This is a genomic window from Rhizobium leguminosarum (genome assembly GCF_004123835.1).
GTDB classification, from domain to species: Bacteria; Pseudomonadota; Alphaproteobacteria; order Rhizobiales; family Rhizobiaceae; genus Rhizobium; species Rhizobium leguminosarum_M.
This window is the reverse complement of record NZ_MZMU01000022.1, coordinates 146009-165755: the sequence shown is the minus strand read 5'-3', so window position 1 is coordinate 165755 and position 19747 is coordinate 146009. Positions and strand designations below refer to the sequence as shown.

Sequence of the window (19747 nt, the reverse complement as noted above, 5' to 3'; positions counted from 1 at the left end):
AAGGTTCGTGCCGTATTTGGGTAGTCTTCCGCCTCCCGGGAGGGTGACTCATTTGGCTGCTGACGGCGCACCATTGCTTCGATCGATACTCTTTGGCACTGCCCTTTCGGCTTGCGCCTTCAGCCTGGCTTCCTGGAGCATCGAGACTGATCGCTCCACGGAGCACACGCACGGCCTGTTCGAAATCCGCGAGGAGGCCAGGCGCTTCATTTCGCACGAAAACGCCGAGGGGCATCAGCAATGGGAGGTGCTGGAGCCCAACCTGAAGACACTGGTTCCACGATGTGCGGTCCCGCTCGAAAAACAGTGGACGCCGAAGAGCCTTGGCCGCTCGAAACGGAGCGTTATGGTGATATGCACGATCGCCGTGCCGAACACGGTGATGAGAGGCTGGGACGTACACGTCACTGTGAAGCAGAGACCAAATCAGACGAAAGCTGCCACAGATCCCGCCTCGCCCTGAAAGAGCAGGCGCCCGAACGTGATTTGATATATCCGGATGAGATCACTGCGATTGCAACAGAGGCGACCAGACGTGAATGCATCGGTGGAATTGTGTTCATATCCCGAACTTGACGATAGCATCGTTATCATCAGGGTCGGCGACGAAGTGGATGCCGTGTTTGTCCGGACCCAGAGATTCAACGTTCTGATCGATACGCTCGGCACGCCCGAGCTATGCCGGATGGCGCTGGATCTGCTTGAGGAAAGAGCCGAGGCTCGTCCGCTGGTCGTCGTCAATTCGCATATGGATTGGGATCATTTCTGGGGGAATGCCGCCATTGCGGGGCGCGCGCCCATTATCGCGCATGGCGCCGCGCTCGACCGTTTACGCGACCCTTCGGCACGCGAGGTCCTGAGGGACAAGGCGAGCCAGGATTCGCGGTTTCGGAACGTGGACCTCATCGGTCCTGACATTACGTTCTCCGGCTCGATGACCCTCAACGGCGGCGATCTGACGCTGGAACTCATTCATACGCCGGGACATACGCCCGACCATGTCGCCGTATGGATTCCCGAACTTCGCATCTGCCTGGCCGTCGACGCGGTGGAATACCCCATTCCCGAAGTCTGGAGCAAAAATGCAGGCGACCTTCGCCTGATCCGTTCCTCGCTCGAGCGGATACGTGACCTCAATGCCAGACTGGTCATCCCAGCGCACGGCCGGACGTACTCTCCTTCGGCAGTGGATGAGAACCTCGCCTATTTCCAAGCCCTGGCCGATCGTGTCGGCAGTTTGAGCGAGAGCCAGCTGGCGGATCCGCAACTCGGCAGCTCAAGCGGCCTGCGGCTTGAAGACTTCGTTGCCATCCCCGACGAAATGACTTCCGACGTCGTGGCGTTCTACCGGAACTGCCATGAGACAAACCTTGGCGCGACGGTTCAGGCCCATATCGAAAAACTGAATTCGCATAAAGAACGTCTGGAGGCCGGAACGTGAAACTGTTGGAGGGCGGACGAACCGGGCAGATCTGGCAGGACGGCAATACCGTCGTACGGCCTTCCGGCGAATGGACGCCAACGGTGCACCGGTTTTTGCGCCATCTCAGGAGCAGAGGCTTTCCGGGAGCGCCGGATCCCATTGAAATAACCGGAAACCAGGAAGTCGTGAGTTACATCACGGGGCGAGTTTGCGAAGACCTGAGCGACCAATTTGTCGGATCGGAACGCATGCTGCTTTCCGCAGCCAGGCTTCTGCGCGAATTTCACTCGGCATCTCAAGGGTTTCTCGAATCGGATCGCGAGATCCAGACATGGATGCTGCCGCCGCGGGAACCGTGCGAGATCATATGCCATGGAGATTATGCGCCCTACAACGTCGCTACGGCAGACCATGAGGCTGTCGGGATCATCGATTTCGATACCGCCCATCCCGCACCGCGCCTATGGGATCTGGCCTATTCGGTTTACCGCTGGGCGCCGCTCTCCGATCCCGCCAATCCCGACGTGATCTTCGGCCTCGACGAACAGCTGCATCGCGCGGAAATCTTTTGCACGGCATATGGGGCGACGATGGAAGACCGGCTCCAGCTCCCTGAGATGATCTGCCAGCGGCTGCAGGCGCTCGTCGATTTCATGCTGGCAAGTGCGGCCGCTGGAGATGAGACGTTCGTGGAGGACGTGGTTGCCGGAGACGCCCGGCTGTATCTCAGCGATATGGACTATGTTCGCAGCCATCGGGATCGGCTGCTGAAGGCCTTGTGCTAACGTATCTTCGCCGGCCCGGATCTTCCGTCTGCTCCCTACATCACATATCTAGAGCCACTTCTTTCGACGGAAGAAACCGAAGAGGCCCAGGCACAATGTGACGATGACGCCAAGCACGACGAAATAGCCGTACTGGAATTTCAGCTCCGGCATATCGTTGAAATTCATTCCGTAGATACCGGCGATCGCGGTAGGAACTGCGAGGATCGCCGCCCAGGCGGCGAGCTTGCGGGCGATCGCCGTCTGCTCCGTCTGGCCGATCATCACGCTGGCCTCGAAAGCGAAGGCAAGGACCTCGCGCAACGCATCGATATCTTCCTGAACCCGGCGCACGTGATCGGTCACATCGCGAAACAGCGATTGGAGCGTCGGGTCCATGCCAGGAAGATCGATGTGCTCGTACCGCCGACAGACGTCCACGAGCGGCACCACGGCGTTGCGTAGCCGCAGCAGCTTGCGCCGCAACAGGTAAAGCCGCTCGATGTCGGACTTTTCCAGCTGTTCGCGCAGCACCAGATCCTCGAGCTTCTCGACTTCCTCTTGCACGACCTCGATGACAGGCATGTAGTTGTCGACGATGAAATCGAGGATGGAATAGAGAATATAGTTCTCGCCGTGGGCAAGTGCCGCCGGCGTGGCCTCGCATCGCTGCCGCACCGCCAGATAGGAGGACGAATCCCCGTGGCGAACGGAGACGACATAACCGCGACCGACGAACAGATGCGTTTCGCCGAAGACGATTTCGTCATCCTTCATATGGGCGGTCCGGGCAACGATGAACATCGCGTCCCCATAAATCTCCAGCTTCGGGCGCTGGTGAGGCTGTGCTGCGTCCTCGATCGCCAGCGCATGGAGATTGAACTCGGCCTGAACCTGGTGCAGCAGCACTTCATCCGGCTCGTGCAGGCCAATCCAGACGACGGCATTCTCCCGGCTCCGCCATTCGCCGGCCTCTTCTATCCTGATGTCGCGAATGCGTTGCCCATGCTGGTAAACGGCGGCAGCCACGACGCCAGGCCGTTCATAGGGAGGCGATGTGGAACCGCCATCTGCCTGCGCGAGAGCACTATCCAGATCCTTCAGCCGTTCCAAATCCAGCTATCCTCTCCATTCCCGCACGGGATCCTATATCCCGGGGGCCAATCCCTTCGCCGATCAGGCGCTCAGCCAATCATAATGCTATTTCGTAAAACATGCATCACCGCGTCGGTGCGGGGTCTGACCAGCCGCCTTCATCGTGGCCAGGCGTCCAGGTAGCATCACGTGTCCGTGGAAACATCGTCCCAATCCTGGTCCATGTAGCCAATCAGCCAGTTGAGGGCATAATGCCGTTCGTAGACCACGCCCTTATCCAATCCGGCAGGAGGCTCTTCTCCCTTCAGCCGCGCGTTCACGGCCGCCCAATCGTAGCGGTAAATGAGGTCGGCGGCGTCCAGGAGCTCTTTCTGCGGACGAAGCTTGGCACGACGCATCAGCCCGTCCGTCCCTAGTTCGCGCAGCGTGTTCGCAATGAATGGCACGTCGCAAATATGGTCGGGACGTTCGAGATCGGAGCTAATCCCGAGCGCCCACAACATGACGTGCACGCCCTCGTAGCGCCAGGCAAAGTTCGTCCGGTCCTGATCCGTGGGATCGGGATCGTCCATGAACGCCCGTTCCTTCGGCGTAAAAAAACTTTGGGCGCCGAACTGCCGGATGAGAGCCTGACCCATTTCGTGGTCGCCGGTCTCGCCTTTCACGGCGACGATCGCAAGCGCAATGGTGCGCTGAACGACGACCTTTGTATTTCGGCGGGTGCTCTCGCTCTCGGGCTCTATGGTCGGCAGATGATCGATGGTCGGCACGCCTTCCGATTGAAGCTGGGCGATAGACCGCGCTTTGCGTGCCCCCGCCTCGTCGGCGGGTTGCGAAACGGCTGCCTGCATCGGAAGGATCAATGCGAGAAGGGCGGAAAATATGCGCTTCATCATTTCTGGCTCCTGTCGTCCCTGACGCCGCATCGATAGGCATTTTCCTGATTTAGCGGGAGCCCGAGCACCGAAGGCGGCGGCGATTTTCCGGAAAACTGGTAAACGGCTTTTTTACATCTGGAACAAATCGTTAAATTTTTTTCGATACAATATTCCTTGGCCAACCCGGTATGAAGCCGGCGTTCGATGAGGACTTTCGATGCGTCGTCCAAACATAAAATCGAGTTTGCTGTTGATTTTCAGCGGCATAGCTCTTCTTTTCGGGCTTGTCGCCTATCTCGCGGTCGACGGTCTTCGAAAGACGAACGGCTCCACCGAAGAAATTGCCGCCCATTGGCTGCCGAGCGTGCAGGCTTCGCAGGCGATCAATCTCTCCATGACGAATTTGCGCCTCGCCTATCGTGATCACATCATCGCGCAGTCGGATGCCGAAAAGAAAACGCGCGAAGAGGCTATTAAAGCTGCCGAGGATTCACTTGGCAAATCGGTGGACGCCTATCTTCTGCTGGCTTCATCCGACCACGAGCGCGAACTGATCAAGACGATCAAGGAGAGCGTTGAGGGCTACATCGCCAGCAGCTCGCAGTTGCTCGCCCTTTCTCGCGCCAACAAGACCGAAGAAGCCGGGCAATATCTGAGCGGCGAGATGCGCTCCTATTCGGACAAGCTCAAGGAAGCCACGACGATCCTGGTTGAATTGGACGTCAGCGGCAGCAACAAGGCGGCTGAACTCAGCAAGCAAACCTTCGACTCGATAGAATTCTACCTGCTTGCCGCGATCGGCGTTGCGGGATTGCTGGTTCTCGGTGCCGTCGCCTTCGTGCTGACCGGCATCGCCAATCCGATTACCGGCATCACCGCCTCGATGCGGCGGCTGGCCGAGGGAGACACCGGTTCGGAGATTCCGTTTGCCGACCGCGCCGATGAAATCGGATCGATGGCGGGAGCGGTGGAGATCTTCCGCCAAGCAGCGATTACCAACAAGCGCATGGCAATGGAAGCCGAGGAAAACCGCAACAGGGCGGAGGCCGATCGCGTTGCCGCCCAGAAGCAGGCGGAAGCCGACGCTTCGGAGCGGTTGCGCATTGCCACCTCGGGTCTCGCCGCCGGTTTGAAGCGGCTGGCGGCAGGCGACCTCGCCTTCCAGCTCAACGAGACTTTCGCTCCCGACTTCGAGGCGCTACGCCATGACTTCAACCAGTCCATCACCCAACTGGGCGCAACGCCGAGGGCGATATCCGAAAGCATCGGCACGATCGACGAAGGCACGCGGGAAATCTCTTCCGGGGCGAGCGATCTTGCAAAGCGCACGGAGCAGCAGGCGGCTTCTCTCGAAGAGACGGCGGCAGCACTTGAAGAGATCACTGCGAACATATCGAACTCCAGCAAACGAACCGAGGAGACGCGCACGGTGGCCACGGAGGCAAATCGCAGCGCCGGGATCTCCGCGGATGTCGTTTCCCACGCCGAAGAGGCAATGGAACGCATCGAGACCTCGTCGCAGCAGATTTCCAATATCATCAGCGTCATCGACGAAATTGCATTCCAGACCAACCTTCTGGCACTGAATGCCGGCGTGGAAGCAGCGAGAGCGGGCGAGGCCGGCAAGGGTTTCGCGGTGGTCGCCCAGGAAGTGCGCGAACTCGCCCAGCGCTCGGCAAGTGCTGCCAAGGAAATCAAGGGCCTGATCCAGAACTCCTCGAAAGAGGTGGAAGGCGGGGTCAAGGTGGTGCGCGATACCGGCCAGGCCTTGAAGACCATCGGCGGCTTCATCACCCAGATCAATCACCATATGGATTCGATCGCCACCTCTGCGAAAGAACAGTCCATCGGCCTCAGCGAAGTCAACGTCGCGGTCAACCGGATGGACCAGACAACGCAACAGAACGCGACCATGGTGCAACAGTCGACCGCGGCATCCGATTCGCTCGCGCAGGAAGCCCAGAAGCTTCGCGAACTCATTGCCCAGTTCAGGCTCGACGATGCGGGAAGTCAGTCCTCGGCCCTTCGCTCGACGGCGAGAACGATGGCGCAGCCCGCGGCTCGTGCAGCCGTGCATGCGGTTGCCGCTCGCCGCTGAAACGGGCGGCGACGGGAAACCCCGACATGAAAGGCACCCGGCGATTGCCGGGTGCCTTTCATTCGGTCACGACGCGAAGGCCGGATTGCGCCGCGCGCCCATCCTCAGCACGAAATAGTTCGCCCCGCCGATGGCGACGCCGAAGAACCAGTCGTAGGTGCCCCACCAGTCCGGCAGGATGGTGGTGAAGGTCGGCAGGATCGAGGAGAACAGCGCCCAGCTCTCATCATTGCGAGCCGACGACACGCCCGGCCAGACGAAACGGACTTGCGACCGCGGCGCCGGCGGCATCGAAGACATAGGCGCCGACGTCACCGACGCTCGACCGCCTCCCGCTTTCGAAGGAGGCAAGCTGCGCTCCGAACTTGGCGAGCGATGCGTAGCGATCATGCCCCAGCCCGTCGGACGCCTGGATCGACGTGATGTCGATAACCCGAAGCCTTTCCTTCAAGGCAGCTTCCCTGATGACGGGATCGTCGATATCGAGGCGTCCGACGCGCCCCCGCTCTCCCGCTATGAAGCTCGAGGCCACCAGCGCCCGGTCGTCCTTCGAAACGAGAAGAGATATCGGGATCGGCATCCGCCCGATATCCTTCAGCTGGGACCGAAAAACATCGACGTCAATATCAGGGGCGGCCAGGATCACCGCCAGTTTACCGATGACGTCGTCGCGATGCTGCAGTTTGAGCTGGCGCACCGTTTCCATGACCAGGAATCCGCCCATGCTGTGTCCGAAAAGGATGATGCGTTTCACCTTTCCTGAAGCCGAGAGCGACGTGACAAGCGAGTCGAGGTCGCTGCGCGAGGAGAGAGCCGCATCGCGGTCGGCGACATAGCCGGCGACTGCAGCGGCGGAAGGCCACGAAAACAGAATCGGAGAGCCCGGAATGTTGGCGTCCGCGGCGATCTGCGCGGTGCGAAACAGCGCCTCCTGATAGCTATAGTTGTAACCATGCACGAAGATGCCGACGGTGCCGTCGGACTGCGTGGAGCGGAGCACCTCCTGTACGAAGGCGTCCTTTGCAAGCTGCTTGCGCCTGATGACGGCAAATTGGCGTTCGGGATCGGGCCTCGAGGTCGGATATGTGATCGCGGTGTCCTTCCGGTTGGGAGGGACCGAAAACGCATATTGCTCGTAGGTGAGATTGTCAGCCCAGGTGCTCCCGAATCCGCCGCGCGCGGTGTCGGCGCTCCTGTTTGTCGCAGCGAGCACGTTCACCCGGCTTGGGGCGGCTTCATCGGAGTGAAGCGATGCATTGAGATGAACGGGCTGATGAACCGGGTTCAACACATCGGGCGACGGTCTCGTGGCGCAACCAGCGAGCATCGCCAGGCCGATCGCGACCAGCACCGCCTTGGCTCCCATCGGAAACCCGTTCAAACGCTGTTCCGTCATCGAGTTCTTTCCTCGCAAGCCTGGACGTGCAGCGGCCTCCGCGACGGCCGCATGCGATGGACGTCGAAGCCCGTGCTCACGCCTCTGCCACGGCATCGGCCTGAACACCTTTGTCCCTCGGGATCCTGAACCACGCAACGTAGAGCGCAGGCAGGAACAGCAAGGTGAGCGCTGTTCCGACGACGATGCCGCCCATCATGGCGTAGGCCATCGGCCCCCAGAAGATCTCGCGCGAGATCGGGATCAGCGCCAGCGTGGCTGCCGCCGCCGTCAGCATGATCGGCCGCATGCGGTGTTCGGTGGCCTCGATGACCGCCTGCCAGGGCGCTATTCCTTCACTTCGCAGATGTTCGATCTGGACGACCAGGATGACGGAGTTGCGGATCAGAATGCCGATCAGCGCCAGTATGCCGAGGATTGCGACGAAGCCCATGGGCGCATTGCTCAACAAGAGTGCTGCGACCACGCCGATCAGGGCCGTGGGCGCGACGGCGAACACCAGGAAGAGGCGGCTGAAGCTTTGCAGCTGGATCATCAGGATCGTCGCCATCGTAAACAGCATCAGCGGAGCGACCGCCGCGATCGGCCCCTGAGCCTCGGCGCTGGATTCGACCGCACCGCCCACTTCCACCTTGTATCCCACCGGAAGGTTTTTCTGGAACTCTTCCACCTTGGGCTTCAGCTGGTCGACGATCGTGGCCGGTTGCGTCGGACCGACGACGGCCGCCTTGACCGTTATGGTGGGTTGCCTGTCACGACGCCATATCGTCGGCTGCTCGAGTTCGTAGCGGAAATTGGCCACGGCGGAGAGCGGCACGACCTTACCGTTGGAGGTGGAGAGCTGCAGGTTCTGCAGCGTTTGGATGGAGTCACGCTCGGATGCCCTGGCGCGGCCGATGACGTTGACCAGGTAGATGTCGTCTCGAACCTGGGTGGCTGTCGAGCCTTCGACGATGCCGTTGAGGGCGGTGGCGATGTCTTCGGAGGATACGCCGAGCTGGCGCGCCTTGTCCTGCAGGACATCGACCTTCACCACGCGAGAGGGCTCGTTCCAGTCCAGGACCATGTTTGCCAGAAGCGGGTGCGATCCCATGACGCCGGCAAACTGCTGCGAGAGGTCGCGGACCTTTTGAATATCTGGGCCGCTGATCCGGTACTGGACCGGCTTGCCCACCGGCGGACCGATGTCGAGAAGCTTGACGAAGGCGTCGGTGCCGGGGAAGGTTTTCGTCAGATAGGCCTGCAGTTCAGCCCGCACCTTGTCGCGCACGTCGAGCCCTTTGGTGACAATGATCGTCTGTCCGAAGGACACGTCGGGGGTCTGCACATCAAAGGACAAGATGAAGCGTGGCGCGCCCTGGCCGACATAGGTCGTCCAATGATCGATATCCTTGTTGCCGGCCAGCATCTCCTTTTCGAACCTGGCCATCTGCCTGTTGGTTTCGGCGATCGAACTGTTGTGGGGGAGGTTCCAGTCGATGACGAGCTCGGTCCTGTCCGAGCTGGGGAAGAACTGCTGCTGCACCAGCCCCATGCCGCCAATCGAAAGCCCGAAGACACCAACCGTGAGGATGATGGTGACCCAGCGCCAGCGCATCGCCAGCCCCAGAAGCCAGGAAAAGATGGAAGCGAAGCGGCCCTTCTTCTCGTGATGCGATTTCATCGTCTTCGGCAGGATCGTAACGCCGAGAAGCGGCGTGAACAGCACCGCCACCACCCAGGACACGATCAGCGAAACTGCGATGACCACGAAAAGCGTGAAAGTGAATTCACCGGCAGCACTGTTGTTGAGACCAACCGGAATGAAGCCGGCAACGGTGACGAGCGTTCCCGTCAGCATCGGGAAGGCGGTCGATGTATAAACGTGGGTGGCGGCTTTCCTGAGATCGTCGCCCGCCTCCAGGCGGGCTACCATCATCTCGACGGCGATCATGGCGTCGTCGACAAGCAGTCCGAGCGCGATGATGAGCGCGCCGAGCGAGATGCGCTGAAGCGAAATACCGGAATATTCCATCACCACGAAGGTGATGGCGAGCACGAGAGGTATGGAGATCGCCACCACCATGCCGGCGCGCAGGCCGAGGCTGATGAAGCTGATAACGAGCACGATGACGATCGCTTCGAAGAGCGCCCGGGTAAAGCCCGAGACGGCTTCGTCGACGACATGTGGTTGGTCGGAAACGCGGTGGACATCCACACCAACAGGAAGATCGGCAACGACACGTTTCATCTGCGCGTCCAGCCCCTCGCCGAATTCCAGCAGGTTGGCGCCCTGCTTCATGCCGATGGCAAGACCAATCGCCGGCTCTCCGTTGAAGCGGAACAGTGCCGAGGGTGGATCGACATAGCCGCGCTTGATCGTAGCGACATCGGTCAACGGGAAGAAGCGGTCATTGATCCTGAGGTTGATCGCCCGGAGGCTTTCCTCGGAGGTGAACTGTCCGCTCACCCGCAAGGCGATGCGCTCCGGCCCGGCATCGACGAAGCCGGACTGGGTGACGGCATTCTGCGCTTGCAGGGTCTGGATGACCGACTGCTGGTCGATCCCGAGTGCTGCGATCTGGCGCGTGGAGAATTCCAGATAGATCGCCTCGTCCTGTGCGCCGATCACGTCGACCTTGCCGACGTTCGGCACCGTCAGGACCTCGGAGCGGGCATTTTCCACGAGATCGCGAAGCTGGCGCTGGGCCAGCCCGTCGCTGGTGAAGGCATAGATATTGCCGAACACGTCGCCGAAGCGGTCGTTGAAGAAGGGACCGACGACCCCGCTCGGGAAATCGCCTTTGATGTCGGCGATCATGTTGCGGATGCGCAGCCAGGTCGGCGCGACATCTTTAGCCTTTGTCGTCGGCAGCAACTCGACGAAGACGGTCGTCTGGCCGGCAACGGTCTGGCTCTTGGTGTAGTCAAGCGATTCCAGTTCCTGGAGCTTCTTCTCGATCCTGTCGGTCACCTGCCGCGTCACCTCTTCGGCGGAAGCGCCGGGCCACTGGGCGGTGATCACCATCGTCTTGATCGTGAAGTTCGGGTCTTCCTCGCGGCCGAGCTTCACATAGGAGAAGGCGCCGGCGAGAATGAAGACGATCATGAAGTACCAGACGAGCGAACGGTGTTCGAGCGCCCAGTCGGAAAGATTGAAGGACTTCACTGGCTGATCTCCTGGTCGATCCTGATGGCCTGGCCATCTTGAAGTTTATGCACGCCCGCCACGACCACCCGCTCTCCCGGAGCGAGCCCTTCAGTGACGCGGACGGTGCCGCCGTCTTCGACGTCGCCGTCGATCTTCACGCGGCGAAGCGATACCTTCCCGGCAGGCGCATCGACGATCCAGACGCTCGGGCCGTCGCTGCCGATCAGGATTGCAGAGGCAGGCAGGACGATCTGCGGATCGGCGGCAATGGTTGCCGAGGCCGTGATGACCGAACCGAGCCTGAAGGCTTCGGGCGGATTGGTGAGCGCGATCTTGGTCCTGCTCGTGCGGGTAGAGGTCTCCGCCTCCGGGGCGATCTCGCGCACGATCCCGGACGTGCGGATGGTCGGATCGAGCTGCAGCGTCACCTCGAAGGGCGCGCCGATTTTCAGTTTCTGGGCGGCTGCCTGCGGCACATCGACCACGGCGTCGCGCTTGTCCGGCCGGGCGATGGTCACGACTGTCTGACCGGCAGACACCACCTGCCCGACCTCGGCCGAGGTCGCCGTCACAACACCATCGAATTCCGCCCGAAGCTGCGCATAACCGAGCTGCTCCTTGGCCTTGTCGAGGTTGGCCTGCGCCTTGGCGACGGCGGCCGCCGCCGTCCGCCTTGCCTGCTCAGCCTCTTCGAGCGAGGCTTCCGTGCCGGAGCGCGACTCCAGCAGCGCGCGCTGGCGCTGCTCCGTGGTCACCGCATTCCTGAGCTGGGCGTCGCTGTTCTCGACGTCGGACTGCGCGTTGCGCACGGCAAGCTCCAGCGCCAGCGGATCGATGGCGGCAACGACGTCATCCTTCTTGACGAGATCTCCGACATTGACGTTGCGGGCGATCATCCGCCCGAGAATCCGGAACCCGAGTTCGGTCTCGATCGTCGGCTCGATCGTGCCGGTGAGGCTCAAGCTCGAGGCCGACGTCGGCTTGACTGTCATCGACAGCACGGGACGGGGCGCTTCCCCCTTCTCCTCATCCTGCGGCGCGCAGGAGGAGATCAGGGCCGTGCCCATCATCAGTGCGACTATGTTGAGACGAATACTCACTTGGAAGCTTCCTTGACATAAGACACGATTTCACCTGCCCTGAGGAACTTGGTCCCGTCGGTCACCACGACATCTCCTTCCGACACGCCTGACTTCACGATGAAGCTGCCGGTCTCGTAGCCGGCGACATCCACTGCCCTTGCCGAAACCGCAGACGATGCGGGATCGACGATCCAGACGGCCGGCTTGCCGCCCTTGGACGTCATGGCCGACCAGGGAAGCTGGATGACGTCCTGCGAGACGTAATTGAATCTTCCGACGACAGGAGCGCCGAGCGGGATCGGATCGTCGCTCGATATCGCGACCTTGACCTTGATGGTTCCGGTGGAGGAATCGATCGTCGGCGAAATCTCGCGAACCTTCGCCGTAATTTTCTGCGTCGGGTCCGACAGAAGGGTCACGGTGCCGTCGCCGTCGATCGGGCGCAGGAACGCGCTTTCGACCACCTCAAAGACGGCATCCCGGTCGCCGTCATGGGCAAGGGTGAAGACGACCTGGGCGGCCTGCGCCACCTGCCCGACCTCGGCATTGCGGGCGGTGATCACTCCGTCAGCGTCCGCCTTCAACTCCGTGTAAGACAGGGTATCCTGGGCGGTTTCGAAGAGTGCCTGCGCCGACTTCGTCGATGCCTGCGTGGTCAGAAGCGCCTCCTGCGCCTGGTCGAGTGCCGCACGCGTCGTCACCTGGGTTCGAAACAGGCTCTGCTGGCGGTCGTATGCGAGCTGCGCCTGGGTCTGCTGCGCCTCAGCCGACTGAAGATTGGCTGCCGCCACATCCAGGTCTGCCTTCTGCTCTTCCGGATCGATGCGCGCGAGGAGTTGCCCCGCCTTCACGGACTGTCCGACTTCCACCAGCCGCTCGGTGATCTTGCCGCTGACGCGGAAGGACAGATCGGTCTGGACACGGGCGCGGACTTCTCCGGTGATCGCGCCACCTTGGACCAGCGGCTCAGGCCTGGCGACGATGATGCCGACCTGCCGTGGGGTTGGCTCAGTCGGCCCGCGCTCATCGCTGCATGATCCGAGACCGATGGCGCATGCGATCGCTGTGGCGACCAGAATGGTTCTCATAGTTGACCTCTTGCTCTCAACGGCAGCTGCTATATAATTGACTGACCACTTAGTCAATGAAACTTTGCGTCGCAGGGAGAGAGCGTACGCGACAGGTTGGAGGATCAGAAAATGACAGCTCAGAAGAAGCTCACGCGCGCCGAACAGAAAGCGCTGCGGCCCGTCCAGATCCTCGATGCCGCCTTCGAGGAATTCGTCAGAAGCGGTTTCACCGGCACGCGCGTCGAAGACATCGCCGACAGGGTCGGCGTCACCAAGGGTACGGTGTACGTCTACTTCGAGACGAAGGAGAAGCTTTTCGAAGCCATGATCCACCACTTCTCCGTGCCGTTTCAGGAACTGCTGGGGATCACGGAGGGCCTTAGCGGCAGCGCCACCGATCGGCTGCTTTCCATTCTCGGCCTGCTCTACGAACAAATCGCCGAGGATCGCACGACCCGCGAGCTGACGCGGCTCGTCATTGCCGAAGGACACCGGTTCCCCGACCTGATCGACCGCCACCACGATCAGTTCATTGAGCCGATCATCGCCAAGGTCGACGCTCTCATTCTGGAGGGTGTGGCGTCGGGGGAGTTTCGCGAAATTCCGGTGGAATTCTCCGAAATCGTGGTCGCGCCCATCCTGACGACGACAGTTCTGCGGCTGATATTCAACGACCGCCGCGTGCCCACTCCCAACAAGGAGGCCTTCCTGCAGGCCTATTTCGACCTGTTGCTCAACGGCCTGCTTGCCAAGAACTGATCGCCGAATGACGAAAAATACCGCGCCAGACACGTAGCTTTTCGCAAGTTTTTATGTAAAAACATCAAGTTAGCCATACCTTCGAAGGTACAGCCTCAATTCGTGACGGAAAAAGTGGAACGCAAAGTCAATCTCAAGGATGTCGCGCGCGATGCTGACGTATCGCTGAGCACGGCCTCGCACGCGCTGAACGGGACCGCGCCGCTGACGATCGAGGTGCGCGAGAGGGTTCTGGATTCGGCAAAACGCCTGGGTTACCTCGACCGCCGCAGGAAGAAGGCGACGATCGCGACCTTACGCGTCCTGCTTCTCGCCATTCCCGACGATGCCGCGCCGGAGAGCGACCTCAACCTGGTGAGTTGGACGATCCTCAACGGCCTTCGCAGGGAGTGCGAGCGCCGCGGCATCAGGATCGTGCCCTTTGTCAGCACCGGCCGCCGCATCGACGGCGCCCAGGTCAGGCAGATCGCGCTGTCGGAGCGGGCCGACGGCATCGTGGTCCTGAACGACGATCAGCCGGAACTGATCCGTAGCCTCGCCTCCCCTGATATGCCCGTCGTCATCGTCAACGGCGAAGACCCGGCCATGCTGGTCGATACGGTCACGCCCGAAAACCGCTTTGGAGCGAGGCTCGGCATCGAGCACCTGCTGGGGCTCGGGCATCGCCGCATCCTGCACCTGACCTGGAAGGGCCGCACGACGATCCAGCGCCGATATGACGGCTTTTCCGATGCCTATTTCGCCGCTCAGCTTCCCGTGCCTGATAATATGATCGTCGAGGCCGAGGGATATGAGCCCCGGCACGGCGAGGCTGCCATTAACGCACTGCTCGACCGCGATCCGACGATGAAAGGGGCGACCGCCGTCTTCTGCGCGGCCGACAATCTGGCGCTCGGCTGCCTGAAGGCATTGGCCGATCGCGACATCCGCGTGCCCGAAGCGATTTCCGTTCTGGGATTTGACGACATCGTCCCCGGCGAATTCAGCCGTCCGCCGCTCTCGACGGTCAGCGTCCCCACAGACAGGCTCGGCGCTGCCGCCCTGGCGCTCATCGAACAGCGACTGATCGCCAACGATCCGCAGCGACCCGCCCATCGCCTGGAACTCGGATGCCATCTCGTCCTGCGCGGCAGTGTCGCGCCGCCGCGCTCCTAGAGCATGATGCCGAAAAGTGTGCGCGGTTTTCGGACGACATCATGCTCTATTTCTTTAAATTACAGGATTCAGATTTTAGGCCGATCAGGCCTAAACTCATCCTGATCTAGCGCAAGCGCTCGGCCCGCAGGCGCGTATCGCGCGGGCTTTCTCCAAAGGCGCTGCGGTAGATGATAGAGAACCTGCCGGCATGAGAAAAACCCCACATCGCGCAGATTTCGCGGACGGATCGTTGGTTCATCGGGTCCTGCAATTGGTCGCGGGCTGCTTGCAGCCTGATCGTGCGCAAGTAACCGCCCGGCGAGGTTCCCCGGAAGGCTCTGAAACCGGTTTGCAGCGCGCGAAGTGAAACCCCGACATCATCAGCAACCATCGTCATGGTGAGGGGCTCTGCGATATTGGCGTGCATATAATCGATGGCACGCCGGACATGCCACGGCGCGACCAACGACACCTTCTGTTTTTCCAAATGGCCGGAAAGACGATGCCGGCCAAATCGGATCACGAGGTTAGCAAGCGTTTCGCTCATCGCCGCCACGGCAAGAGGTGAAGACAGAAGCGGACCGTCATTGCGCATGCCCTGCACGATCGTCTGCGCCAGGCTGCCGATAAGCTGACCTGACGGTGTTGCGAGATCCACAACGGGCTCGAGGTCAAGCGACTCGAGGACCGGCGTGTCCACCAGTGAAACAAGCATTCGTCTCACAACTTTCCAGTCCAGGAAGAGAGCGTCCGAGCAGTGCGGGCCTTGGACGAGACGATCGCCAGCCTCATGGTTGTTGGCCATGAGAAGATGACCCGCCCCACTTTCAACGATCCTTTTTCCAATGGACAGCCGAAAGGATCCCGAGTGCGGAATGTAGAACGCAAGATGTTGCGGGGTCTCATCGAGCGTCCGAATTGTCCAGGAACTCTGATAAACCGAATGAAGCACCGTAAATGCCTCACTTGTTCTCAGCTCCGCTGCCCAGGCAAAGGTCCGATCGTTGCTCAACGGCTTGGCGCCGAAGACCCCATAGCCTGCCGAATAGGCTCGAACCATCGACTCGAAGTCACGGCCTTCATGCGTCGGGGTAAACCCGTATGGTTCACGCTCGGGAGCGCGCGCCGCATTTTCGGATCTCAACGATATCTGCAACTCGGTTCTTTCCCTTTCCACACCCCCGACCGGCTAACCGCCTATCAAGCGCTTGATCTCGTTTGAAATCGCTGCGCCGCCGATATCGTGCCTTCCAAACGCTTGAGGCACGATCACCTCCACCTTCGTGAATTGCTGTCATTCCGGCTGGCTTGGCCAACCTCGATGAAGTAAGCAGGGCCGGCAAACCGGGGATCGAATTCCCTGTTTGACAGAAGCAAAATGCCCTCCCAATGTGGTTCACACTCTCAGTGTAAATCAAACCGAACCGAAAATGAAGTATGATCCGCTAGACCATGTTGCCGCGCATTTTTTGCGAGATACGCAACCCGTGCGAGTAGCCTCGCGCAACGAACGAGACCTGTTGCGGCTGATCTGGAAGTCTCCGGGGATCGAGCGCTCCGACCTGACAGAGCCGCTCGATCTCACCCAGCAATCGTTGCACAGGATCGTCGCGCGGCTTCATGAGCGGGGAATGCTCGTCTTTTCCCATTCGGAAACCCGGCGGCCGGGACCGCCCAGCCCGGAACTGACCCTTCGCAGAGACTGGTGTTTAACCCTGGGCATCTCCGTGAATGTCGGTTCGATCGGCCTTTGCCTCATGGGTTTCGGCGAGCCTTTGGAAAAAATGGAAATCCCGCAGGCGGGCTCCTCGCTATCCGTTGAAATGGAGCGGATCGAAGCGGCGGTCGAAGAGCTTCTTGCCCGCCGGGGCGCCAAACGGCGTGACATCCTCGGCGTCGGCCTGGCCGTCGCCGGCCACCGCATGCTGGAGACGGCCTTCAATTGCCCCTTGCCGCTCGCTCATTGGTCGTTGATCGACCTGGCACCTTTGCTTGGAGAGCAACTTGGTCTGCCGGTCTGGGCAGACAATGTCGCCAGGACCGCAGCCTTGGCGGAAGCCATTTTCGGCGTTGGCCGGGATGTCGCGGATTTCGCCTATATTGCCCATCTTCATGGCTATGGCGGCGGCCTGGTTTCCGGAGGCATGCCGTTTCGCGGCAATTTCGGCAACGCCGGCGAATTTTCCGTTCTCTTCGGGCGTCAGGACTACGAGGAGCGCCCTGCACTCGGCGTCCTGCTTGAACATCTTCGTGCCAAGGGGCGTTTGAACCTGACCCTAAGAGACCTGAAGAACGAGAAGCTGATGGACTGGGATGGCGTTACGGAGTGGGTCGACCGCGTCACGCCGGCCCACAATCGAGCCATTAATGCGATCTGCGCAATATTTGATCCGGCATTGATCGTCCTTGGCGGCGAGCTTCCGCATTCACTCGCGAGAATGCTGATCGAACGGACAGACTTCAACAATCTGCCTCGGCATGGCGTTTTACGTGACGTCCCCAGGCTTGCCGTGGCACAGATAATCGATGCCCCCGGCGCAATCGGCGCGGCCTTGATCCCGCTCTTCGAAACCGTTTTGTGATATTTGCAGGACGCCGTAGCATTTTGAAATCGTCGTCAACATAGCCTAAAACGGCCGCCCATCAGGTCGCGGAGGCGGCCGGCCTCGGTGGCAAGCGCTACGCTCGCCGCGGAGCTACCGCCCACAAAATGGGCGGCGATTTTGGGAGCCATGCACGAAGGCAAAAACCGAAACGCGCCGCATGAACCAGGTTCAATGCGACGCGCCTCAGCCGGGAGGAAGACGTGGTATCGGTTGTTCGGCGATTGCGGGGAGGTCTAGCTCCACGCCCCGCCGTTCACTTCATGCCTGTTCCGGCGATGCCCGTGGTGATGTATTTCTGCAGGAACAGGAAGACGACGGTGACAGGCAGCAGGCTGAGGAACGTCATCGCCAGGATATAGTGCCACTGCACCGAGAACTCTCCCTGGAAGGCGTTGAGGCCGACCTGCAGCGTGAAATTCTCGCGGCTGTTGAGAACGATGAGCGGCCAGAGGAAGTCGTTCCAACGCCAGAGCACGGAAAAGATCGCCAGCACTGCGAGAGCCGGCGCCGTCAGCGGCAGGATGATGCGCCAGAAGATGCAGAATTCGCTCGCCGCATCGACGCGCGCCGCCTCGATCAGCTCGTCCGGTATGGTCAGCATATATTGCCGCAGCAGGAAGACGGCGGTCGGAGAGGCGATCGTCGGCAGGATGACACCCCAGAGATTGTCGGCAAGCCCGACCCCGACGATGACGAGATAGGCCGGGACCATGACGACGGCGAGCGGGATCATCAGGGTCGAGATGATGATAACGAAAACCGTCGTATCGCCGCGAAATTTGTATTTCGACAGCGCAAAGGCCGCCATGGCGTTGACGATCAGCGTCAGAAGCGTCGCGACCACGGTGACGAACACCGAATTCTTCAGGAAGGTCAAGAAGTTGAAGCGCGTCAGCGGATCGGTGTAATTCTCGGTGGCGACGGTCAGGTGCTGCACCGGCGTGATCCCCTTCACGTCGACGCTGACCGGCTGTCCCGGATTTGCAGGATCGACCATCTGGGCCTTGAGGCCGATGCGCCGCACCATGGCCATTTCGCGCTGCTGACCGTCGATGGTGACCTGCCAGAGGCTGAGCGGTTTATCGAAGCCGGGCACGGTCTGCTCGACGGCGGCGCGCGGCAGCAGGGTCGGCGGAAAACGGGTGATTTCGGCCGCCGGCTTCAGCGAGGAGAGGCCGGCCCAGACGACGGGAACGAGCACCGCCAATGTTCCGGCGATCAGCCAGACCCATGACAAAATGTCGGTGATGTCGATGCGTCCGGCCCGGCGCGTGCGCGTCATGAAGCGGATCGGGTTCATAGAGCTGTTCATCTCAGGACTCCATTCGCTTGCCGAGGCGCAGCTGTATGAGGGTGAGAACCAGAAGTACCAGTCCCATGAGAACCGATGCGGCAGAGGCAAGTCCGAAGAGACGCAGATCGCTGCTGAATGCCATCTGGTAGATATATTGGACGATGAAGCTGTTGGCCGTGCCGGGGCCGCCGCCATTGGTCAGAACCCAGGCCTCGTCGAAGATCTGCACGGACTTGATCATCAGAAGGATGAAGACGACGAGCAGGTTCGGCGCAAGCAGCGGCAGCGTGATCCTGAAAAGGGTGCGGCGCGGCGAAGCAGCGTCGATGGAGGCGGCCTCGTACAGCTCCTTCGGGATTGCCTGGAGGCCGGCGAGCAGGATGAGCGTGTAAAAGCCCATGTGGAACCAGACAGAGACCACGACGACGAAGAAGCGCGACCAGCCGACATCCAGCAGGAAAATCTCCGTGGGGACGCCAATCATCTGAAAGAAGGCGTTCAGCAGACCGTTGCGATCGAGGAACCATTTCCAGATCAGGCCGATGACGACGGGCGACAGCAGGACGGGGTAGAAGAACATCGCCCGGAAGAAGCCGCGCGCAAAAATCGCCCGATTGAGGATCAGCGCCGTGATCAGCGCCACCAGCAATGTGGCGGTGACGTTCAACGCCACGAACCAGAGCGTATTCCACACCGCCGTCCAGAACAGCGATTCCTGGCAGGTTCCCGGCTGCAGATAATTGCCGCAGGAAAGCAGCGTGCGGAAATTGTCCAGGCCGACGAAAGGCCGCTCGGACACGAAAAGGTTGGTGCCGCCGGTGAAGGCGTAACCGACCGCGATCGCGATCGGAAGGAACGTAAAGATGGCGAACAGAACGAGGTTCGGCGCCAGGAACAGCCATGGCATGCGCTTGCGGCCGAAGATGCGCTCGATCACATTTATCGGGGCTTCGACCACCCGCATCGTCGTTTCGCCTGCCTGGGACAGCAATGCACCTGCGTTAAGCGCCGCCAT

16 protein-coding genes and 1 pseudogene are annotated in these 19747 nt (G+C 60.8%); 7 read left to right on the top strand and 10 right to left on the bottom strand.

The features are described from left to right. The first annotated feature begins 73 nt into the window (after positions 1 to 73). The 3 genes from B5P46_RS29485 (at position 74) to B5P46_RS29475 (ending at position 2208) form a co-directional block, all read left to right on the top strand. Positions 74 to 463 carry a hypothetical protein gene (locus B5P46_RS29485; RefSeq protein WP_129421863.1) on the top strand — a complete coding sequence of 130 codons (390 nt, stop codon included), beginning with the start codon at positions 74 to 76 and terminating at the stop codon, positions 461 to 463. 72 nt (positions 464 to 535) lie between these two features. After that, complete coding sequence (locus tag B5P46_RS29480; RefSeq protein ID WP_129421826.1) at positions 536 to 1441, top strand: MBL fold metallo-hydrolase; 906 nt, start codon at positions 536 to 538, stop codon at positions 1439 to 1441. Continuing rightward, complete coding sequence (locus B5P46_RS29475) at positions 1438 to 2208, top strand: phosphotransferase enzyme family protein (RefSeq protein ID WP_129421825.1); 771 nt, start codon at positions 1438 to 1440, stop codon at positions 2206 to 2208. Before B5P46_RS29480 ends, B5P46_RS29475 begins: the two co-directional genes overlap by 4 nt. Positions 2209 to 2256: 48 nt before the next feature. On the opposite strand, the gene corA is transcribed toward B5P46_RS29475, so the two are convergent. Together corA and B5P46_RS29465 are read right to left on the bottom strand one after the other, a co-directional pair. After that, complete coding sequence (gene corA / locus B5P46_RS29470) at positions 2257 to 3300, bottom strand: magnesium/cobalt transporter CorA (RefSeq protein WP_129421824.1); 1044 nt, start codon at positions 3298 to 3300, stop codon at positions 2257 to 2259. 167 nt (positions 3301 to 3467) lie between these two features. Next, on the bottom strand, positions 3468 to 4178 hold the full coding sequence (locus tag B5P46_RS29465) for a DUF4272 domain-containing protein (RefSeq protein ID WP_129421823.1): 711 nt from the start codon (positions 4176 to 4178) through the stop codon (positions 3468 to 3470). Between the two features lie 199 nt (positions 4179 to 4377). Between B5P46_RS29465 and B5P46_RS29460 the strand changes: the two genes are divergently transcribed. After that, positions 4378 to 6258, top strand: coding sequence for a HAMP domain-containing methyl-accepting chemotaxis protein (locus B5P46_RS29460; RefSeq protein ID WP_129421822.1), 1881 nt, complete (start codon positions 4378 to 4380; stop codon positions 6256 to 6258). A 66-nt stretch (positions 6259 to 6324) separates the two neighbouring features. Here B5P46_RS29460 and B5P46_RS29455 read toward each other — a convergent pair. The 5 genes and pseudogenes from B5P46_RS29455 to B5P46_RS29435 all read right to left on the bottom strand — a co-directional run. Next, positions 6325 to 6474: pseudogene (locus tag B5P46_RS29455) on the bottom strand (allantoin permease); the annotation flags it as partial. 10 nt (positions 6475 to 6484) lie between these two features. Then, positions 6485 to 7654, bottom strand: coding sequence for an alpha/beta hydrolase (locus B5P46_RS29450; protein WP_129421821.1), 1170 nt, complete (start codon positions 7652 to 7654; stop codon positions 6485 to 6487). Between the two features lie 76 nt (positions 7655 to 7730). Beyond that, a complete protein-coding gene (locus B5P46_RS29445; protein WP_129421820.1) occupies positions 7731 to 10802 on the bottom strand; it encodes an efflux RND transporter permease subunit in 3072 nt (1023 codons plus the stop codon). Continuing rightward, positions 10799 to 11884, bottom strand: a complete 1086-nt coding sequence (locus B5P46_RS29440) for an efflux RND transporter periplasmic adaptor subunit (RefSeq protein WP_129421819.1) — start codon at positions 11882 to 11884, stop codon at positions 10799 to 10801. Before B5P46_RS29440 ends, B5P46_RS29445 begins: the two co-directional genes overlap by 4 nt. Next, a complete protein-coding gene (locus B5P46_RS29435; protein WP_129421818.1) occupies positions 11881 to 12954 on the bottom strand; it encodes an efflux RND transporter periplasmic adaptor subunit in 1074 nt (357 codons plus the stop codon). Before B5P46_RS29435 ends, B5P46_RS29440 begins: the two co-directional genes overlap by 4 nt. A gap of 111 nt (positions 12955 to 13065) precedes the next feature. Here B5P46_RS29435 and B5P46_RS29430 point away from each other — a divergent pair, with 111 nt between their 5' ends. Both B5P46_RS29430 and B5P46_RS29425 read left to right on the top strand, forming a co-directional pair. Then, entirely contained in the window at positions 13066 to 13695 is a 630-nt protein-coding gene (locus B5P46_RS29430) for a TetR/AcrR family transcriptional regulator (RefSeq protein ID WP_129421817.1), read from the top strand. A gap of 114 nt (positions 13696 to 13809) precedes the next feature. Then, complete coding sequence (locus B5P46_RS29425) at positions 13810 to 14850, top strand: LacI family DNA-binding transcriptional regulator (RefSeq protein WP_129421816.1); 1041 nt, start codon at positions 13810 to 13812, stop codon at positions 14848 to 14850. A 106-nt stretch (positions 14851 to 14956) separates the two neighbouring features. Here B5P46_RS29425 and B5P46_RS29420 read toward each other — a convergent pair whose 3' ends face one another. Beyond that, a complete protein-coding gene (locus B5P46_RS29420; RefSeq protein ID WP_129421815.1) occupies positions 14957 to 16009 on the bottom strand; it encodes an AraC family transcriptional regulator in 1053 nt (350 codons plus the stop codon). Between the two features lie 253 nt (positions 16010 to 16262). Between B5P46_RS29420 and B5P46_RS29415 the strand changes: the two genes are divergently transcribed. Then, entirely contained in the window at positions 16263 to 17414 is a 1152-nt protein-coding gene (locus B5P46_RS29415) for an ROK family transcriptional regulator (RefSeq protein WP_129421862.1), read from the top strand. 277 nt (positions 17415 to 17691) lie between these two features. Here B5P46_RS29415 and B5P46_RS29410 read toward each other — a convergent pair whose 3' ends face one another. Together B5P46_RS29410 and B5P46_RS29405 are read right to left on the bottom strand one after the other, a co-directional pair. Beyond that, on the bottom strand, positions 17692 to 18738 hold the full coding sequence (locus B5P46_RS29410; RefSeq protein ID WP_206735425.1) for a carbohydrate ABC transporter permease: 1047 nt from the start codon (positions 18736 to 18738) through the stop codon (positions 17692 to 17694). 13 nt (positions 18739 to 18751) lie between these two features. Next, entirely contained in the window at positions 18752 to 19747 is a 996-nt protein-coding gene (locus B5P46_RS29405; protein ID WP_129421813.1) for a carbohydrate ABC transporter permease, read from the bottom strand.

Bases quoted from the DNA above. Each gene is read 5' to 3' on its own strand.
- B5P46_RS29465 (WP_129421823.1), bottom strand. From the start codon at position 4,178: ATGATGAAGCGCATATTTTCCGCCCTTCTCGCATTGATCCTTCCGATG.
- B5P46_RS29460 (WP_129421822.1), top strand. From the start codon at position 4,378: ATGCGTCGTCCAAACATAAAATCGAGTTTGCTGTTGATTTTCAGCGGC.
- B5P46_RS29450 (WP_129421821.1), bottom strand. From the start codon at position 7,654: ATGACGGAACAGCGTTTGAACGGGTTTCCGATGGGAGCCAAGGCGGTG.
- B5P46_RS29435 (WP_129421818.1), bottom strand. From the start codon at position 12,954: ATGAGAACCATTCTGGTCGCCACAGCGATCGCATGCGCCATCGGTCTC.
- B5P46_RS29430 (WP_129421817.1), top strand. From the start codon at position 13,066: ATGACAGCTCAGAAGAAGCTCACGCGCGCCGAACAGAAAGCGCTGCGG.
- B5P46_RS29415 (WP_129421862.1), top strand. From the start codon at position 16,263: ATGAAGTATGATCCGCTAGACCATGTTGCCGCGCATTTTTTGCGAGAT.
- B5P46_RS29410 (WP_206735425.1), bottom strand. From the start codon at position 18,738: ATGAACCCGATCCGCTTCATGACGCGCACGCGCCGGGCCGGACGCATC.
- B5P46_RS29405 (WP_129421813.1), bottom strand. From the start codon at position 19,747: ATGGCGGCGCTTAACGCAGGTGCATTGCTGTCCCAGGCAGGCGAAACG.